The organism is Bradyrhizobium sp. Ses1, assembly GCF_059512365.1.
Map to the genome: position 1 here is coordinate 1 of NZ_JCAMOQ010000124.1, position 5494 is coordinate 5494.

5 protein-coding genes and 2 pseudogenes are annotated in these 5494 nt (G+C 60.2%); all 7 read right to left on the reverse strand.

Translation table 11 applies throughout. The features are described from left to right. Positions 1–40: 40 nt before the first annotated feature. Positions 41–727 (reverse strand): hypothetical protein, encoded by a 687-nt coding sequence (locus tag AC5ZG5_RS45530; protein ID WP_456647140.1) that lies wholly within the window; start codon positions 725–727, stop codon positions 41–43. Between the two features lie 179 nt (positions 728–906). Next, complete coding sequence (locus AC5ZG5_RS45535; RefSeq protein ID WP_456647141.1) at positions 907–1440, reverse strand: hypothetical protein; 534 nt, start codon at positions 1438–1440, stop codon at positions 907–909. A 614-nt stretch (positions 1441–2054) separates the two neighbouring features. Continuing rightward, positions 2055–2598 (reverse strand): annotated as a pseudogene (locus AC5ZG5_RS45540) (IS5 family transposase); the annotation flags it as partial. Positions 2599–2678: 80 nt separating this feature from the next. After that, positions 2679–3263 (reverse strand): anthranilate synthase component II, encoded by a 585-nt coding sequence (locus AC5ZG5_RS45545; protein WP_456647142.1) that lies wholly within the window; start codon positions 3261–3263, stop codon positions 2679–2681. After that, positions 3260–4654 carry an aminodeoxychorismate synthase component I gene (gene pabB / locus AC5ZG5_RS45550; RefSeq protein ID WP_456647144.1) on the reverse strand — a complete coding sequence of 465 codons (1395 nt, stop codon included), beginning with the start codon at positions 4652–4654 and terminating at the stop codon, positions 3260–3262. Before pabB ends, AC5ZG5_RS45545 begins: the two co-directional genes overlap by 4 nt. Positions 4655–4772: 118 nt before the next feature. Next, positions 4773–5132 (reverse strand): Dabb family protein, encoded by a 360-nt coding sequence (locus AC5ZG5_RS45555; RefSeq protein ID WP_456647143.1) that lies wholly within the window; start codon positions 5130–5132, stop codon positions 4773–4775. A gap of 169 nt (positions 5133–5301) precedes the next feature. Next, positions 5302–5419 (reverse strand): annotated as a pseudogene (locus AC5ZG5_RS45560) (GntR family transcriptional regulator); the annotation flags it as partial. Positions 5420–5494 lie beyond the last annotated feature (75 nt).

The following is a 5494-nucleotide window of genomic DNA, read 5'->3' on the forward strand; positions in this document are numbered from 1 at the left end:
ATCATGCGCTCCGTCTATCAAACGGAGCAGCCCCTTCCAACTAAGCACGTGGTCCCACAATCGGGGTCCATTTCACAATTGCTGGCTTGTTGTTTGCAAAGAGCCATTGGCTCAATTTGCGAATATAACGTCCATTGGCCTGGGCGCTGGCCTCTTGGTACCTAGCTTCGATAAGCGCCTTTTCAAGCACCGAAATAAGGTACGCATCCTCGGAATAAAAAGGAGGATCCATGTCTTCGGCGCGGCTTGGGGGCGGGACCATCCCGGCCGGCTGCGAGGCTCGCAGATGCTCTGGTGCTGCAAGGACGCGCCGCTTCGGACTTTTGTCAGACGCCGCGGCATCTTTGTCCAGCGACTTGTCGAAAAGCCTGGCAACAATTCCCGGCTTGTTGTTTGCCACGAGCCAACGCCCGAATTGGAGAAGAGAATTGACATTGTTTTTGGCGGTGCGCTCACTCAAACCGCGGTCGATCAGGGCCGGCCTCAACGCCTCGATAAGAGACGCATCCTCGGCATAAAGAGGAGCTTTGCTGCGAGCTACGAAGGTCAAGATTGCCTGGCTCGGCTGCAGGGCCGGGGGACCTTGCGTCGCCCCGCCACCTGCACTATGCGGCGCTGAGGTATATTCAGCCTCGCGCGCCAGCACGATCGGCTGCCCCTGCGATCGCGAGACACCAATTCGCGCAGTTGACTCCAGGGGCGACGAGGGACCGGCCTGATCGGTCATCCCGAACGACAAATCGTGACCGTCACCCCCCGCAGCAAGAGCCTCTGGCCAGCTGCCAGCTTCCTCTGATGAGCTGGGCTGCGCAGCAGCGTCGTCGATACTGGGCGGCCGGATCAGGACTGCGTCTTCGGCATCAGCTAGCGGGGAAATATGCGGGCGCGGTTCTATCGCATGGGCGCCTACTGGGGAATGTCGCAGATGAGCCAGTGCGGCACCGACGCTTTTGTGACGGCCGGAGACCTCCTTCTTGTAGCGCTTGACGTCTTTACGCAGGGATGCTCGTGCAGCCGACCGGCAATCGCCGGCTTGTTGTTTCTGCGCAGATAGTCACTGAAATCCGTCAGAAGAGTTGCGTAGGTTCTGGCGGTGTGCGTGCCTACTACTTTCTTGTATTCCTTGATGAGGGCGGCATCCTCAGGGTGAGCGTTCAGCTCCGCGCGCCCCGCGATCGGCAGCACTCCGCCCGAGGATTGGGACGCCCGGAGATAATTTAGTGCCGTAAGGACTCTCCAGTCATCGCTGTCGCCTATGAATTGCTGGACATCATCGTTGAGCGAAGCGTCATTGAGTCGACCGGCGATAGGCTGCTTGCTATTTTCAAAAAGCCAGCGGCCCAAGCCGAGAAGATAATCTACATGGCCCTTGGCGGTGCGCTCGGTGGCCGTCCTCTTGAGTGCGTTCTCAAGCCCTAGAATAAGAGGCATCCTCGGCATAAAGAGGCTGCCTGCTGCGACGCACGAAAACCCCACTTGATTGGAGCGGCTGCGGCACCGAGATGCCCGGCATCGCCTCGCCGCCGCCACCTTGCGACGCTCGGGGGTATTGGTGCTCGGGCACAGGTTCCGATGGCGGTGCGCCGGCCGGATCTGTGGGCGGCTGCCTCAGCACGCGAGGGTCTGAATTGGCAGTTTCGCTCAGCTGCCGCCCAAAGGCCGCTGCATCTGAGGACGAGAACTCCGGTGTCCTCTCCTGCGGGTGCGCGTTGCCCGATTGTTGATGCAGTCGGTTAGTTAAAGGGCAATTCATCCGTTCTCACTTTCGAAAATTTAGGCCGATCCGAAGCTAGCCTCGGATCTGATGTGGAATCGAGCCGGCAGACCGAGAACGATCAAGGCTTCAACTGCGAATCTGCTTCTGGACGTCGGACCTCAACAACAAACCAAGGTACGTTCCCAAGGGGCCGCCTCCGAGCACCTGAGCATCGGCCACTCCAATGTTCTTCCGGTGCCATCAGCCGTCTTTCCGCCGTCTGGAGACCACACTGTTTTGCTATGGCGAGCTGTCGAGAACCTGACGACCACAGCGCTATTAAGACGTGCGGCGTCAGGCCCTTGCCGGCGATGATTTGGCGTAAGTGGTCCGCCTGAGCCATGACGACTTCGGCGGACAATCCTCTATCAAGGCTGGGGCTTGCGGTGCATCACAGTTCCGACCCGCGGTCAGTGTGAACTCCACGGCCAAACCTCGAACGGCCATGTGGATCTTGGTGCTCAGGCCACCCGTGCGAACGGCCGATGGCTTGATGTTCAGGCCCTTTCTAGCCCCGGCAGCGTGCTGATGGGTCGGAAGATGGTGGAATCAACAATCAGCTATTCGAACTCCGGATCATCGGACATCGCCTCGAAGATTCGCCACCAAACACACCCTGGATACTCCAGCGACTGAAGTGCCGAAAAACGCTGTTCCAATCGCCAAACACCTCTTGGAATATCACGCCAGGGAGCGCCCGTACGCACAAGCCACGGGACGCCCTCCACGAACATCCGATTGTCGCGTTCTGTCGATCCCATTTGGTCGGGCCGGCCGATGATCAGTGGCGCTATCCGATCCCAGGCCGGGTCGCTCAAGACCAAGCGTTCCGTCACACCCAGACTGCCTCCCAAAAAGCAGCCTTGACGAATTCGCTTCCGTGCGTCCGGCTGGCAATTGTGCGACACGCTCTCCGATATCCTCATCGTCGACAAGTCTCTGCCAGTCGCAAGAAGTTCATCAGCAATGCCTGCCCTTGTTGAGTGAGGATCGATTCCGGGTGGAACTGCACGCCATAGGTCCGGTGAGAGCGATGTGCGAGGGCCATGATCTCGCCTTCGTCCGAACGCGCTGTCACTGCGAGTTGCGGTGCGCATGACCCGTCGAGTTCAACAACAAGAGAATGGTAGCGGCCAACGCAAAGTGGGGACGAAAGGTCCTTGAACAGTCCGCGGCCGTCATGGGTGAGGTATGAGGACCGGCCGTGCATGGGACGACGTGCACGCGCCACGCGTCCGCCGAACGCGCTCCCAATGCACTGGTGTCCGAGGCAGATGCCGAGAATTGGGACGTAACCTGACAGTTCGCGGACGACGGCAGTCGATATTCCGGCCTGAAGTGGCGTGCAAGGACCGGGGGAGAGGACCACGGCGCGCGGCTTGAGACGGGCAAGATCGCTGACGCTGGCTGCGTCGTTACGGATTACTGCCGTTGCTGCACCAAGCTTGCGGAAATAGCGGGCAATGTTGAAGACAAAGGAGTCGTAGTTGTCGATAATGACGATCAAAACGCACCTGATGTGTCAGCACGAAAAGCATCGAAGATTCGTTGCGCCTTGGCGAGCGTCTCGTCGTATTCGGCCTCAGGATCCGACATCGCCGTGATCCCGCTCCCGGCAAGAAACACAGCCAAGTCATCGTCGAATGTGACAGTGCGGATCGCAATGTTCGTGTCCATGTGCCCGTTGAAACCGATAAAGCCGATCGCCCCGCAATAGATCTCTCGCGCCACTCGCTCGATCTCCGCGATGATTTCCATCGCCCGCACCTTCGGCGCCCCGGTGATGGAGCCGCCGGGAAAGCACGCTCGCAGTAAGCTGACGGCGTCTTCATCTCCTGCAAGTTCACCCGTCACGGTCGACACGAGGTGGTGCACGGAGGCATAGGATTCCAGGGCACACAGTGCTGGAACCTCAACCGACTGCGGCGTGCAAACGCGTGACAGATCGTTGCGCAGGAGGTCGACGATCATCGTGTTCTCGGCACGGTCCTTTTCGGACGCGAGGAGGAGTTCAGCGCGGCGCCGGTCGTCCCTCAAATCAGCGGGGCGCGCGATCGTGCCCTTGATGGGGCGCGTTTCGACCTGTCGTCCGTCAAGCTTGAGGAATCGTTCCGGCGAGCTCGAGGCAATGGTCAGCTTGCCATAGCGCAGCAAGGCCGCAAAGGGGGCCGGGTTCAATGACCGCAGCCGGCAGTAGAAGGTGATCGGATCAAATGAGCTCGACAGGCGGGCGGTGAAGCGCTGCGCAATATTCGCTTGGAAGATGTCGCCTGCCAGAATTAAGCCGATGACGCGCTGCACCGCCGCAATGTAGCCCTCACGGCTGAAGTTTGACTGCCATGCGCCCGCTCGGCCGGGCGAGCCGTTCCGCGACGTCTTGGGGGCGGCGAGCCGCGCTGCAAACTCATCGGCCCGCCGGCGTGCGCGCTCGCGCCGTCGCGCGGGATCCTGCTCCGGCCATCCGGTCGAGACGATCCAGCATCTGTCGTCACGGTGGTCGAAGCTGATGACCACGTCATAGAAATGCAGGATGGATTGCGGCAACCCCTGACCGGGAACTCCTGGCGCGGGCAGTCGCTCCAACGTCCTGTTCAGATCGTAAGCCAGAAAGCCGGCTGCCCCTCCCTGGAACGGCGGCAGATCGGGATGATGCTCTTCTCGGTACTTGGCGAGCAGGCTGCGAAGAGCTCGCCACGGATCGCCCGCGAGAGCCTCTCCGTTGCAACTTGCCCGTCCGTCCGCGACCATATAGGTGCTGAACGGCTCGCAGCTCAGATAGGAATAGCGGCCAAGCAACTCATGCCGTGCCGCGCTATCGAGGAACGTCAGCTGCGGTCGACGCGCGAGACAGCGCATCGCTGTGACAGGCTCAATCCACTGCAGTTCGCGGACATGCATCGCCTTGTCAGTCACCGACAACTGGCGTGCTGGTCAGACGCGCTCCGATTGCGAAGCCTACGCCGATGCGAGCGACGCTCGTCTGGGACCCGCAAGCTCTTGAGACCGATAGCCAGTGTTAACCCCCGCCAGTTGACCCGAACCGCCCACTAACTTGGCTTATCGCTGCCGTCGAGGCGAACCGCACATCTGCTGATACATTGTAGTCGGCCGCGAACCGGAACTCCCGGAGGGGGCGGACCCGCCTGATCGATTCCTGGTAGAGATCGTGCGCTTTGTACGCTGCGAGCTCCGTCTCGTTGTCGAACTCACCATAGACCACCACGTCGATCTCATTGCCGAGCTGGTCGGTTTTGCGGTTGCGCGCAACCTCGAGCCGGCGCGCATGCGGGATTGTGGTGAGAACCGATAGGCCTTCGATGATTTGGTCGATATGGGCCTGATCCTTGGCGGTGAACAAGACGATGTGACGAATCATGGCTGGCCGTAAGCTGATGTCGCAAGGAGATCGCATAACTATCTTGGGATCGAGCTCACTGCAACGGGGCGCAGCCGCAAGCCGCGTCGCACGGCAAAATGGTCAATGGCTTGACGCTCTTGCGCGTCGCCCGCGGTCCGGAACGCAACTCGCCAGATCTCATTCCTGCTCAGGACGCGGGAAGGGCAAGGCGGTCAATGGTTTGAATGTGGCGCGCGAGCAGACTGCAGGCTTGATCGATATTGCGCGCTCCGCAGGACTTGCAGGATCAGGCGGTGATCCTTATTTACTCATAGGTCAGAAATATAGGCGACATTGTTGCGGCGTTGGTGTATGCTATCGGCATGAAACGCGACGGCCGA

Excerpts from the sequence above, each read along its gene's own strand:
- AC5ZG5_RS45530 (WP_456647140.1), bottom strand. The coding sequence starts at position 727 with ATGACCGATCAGGCCGGTCCCTCGTCGCCCCTGGAGTCAACTGCGCGA.
- AC5ZG5_RS45535 (WP_456647141.1), bottom strand. The coding sequence starts at position 1,440 with ATGCCGAGGATGCCTCTTATTCTAGGGCTTGAGAACGCACTCAAGAGG.
- pabB (WP_456647144.1), bottom strand. The coding sequence starts at position 4,654 with ATGCATGTCCGCGAACTGCAGTGGATTGAGCCTGTCACAGCGATGCGC.
- AC5ZG5_RS45555 (WP_456647143.1), bottom strand. The coding sequence starts at position 5,132 with ATGATTCGTCACATCGTCTTGTTCACCGCCAAGGATCAGGCCCATATC.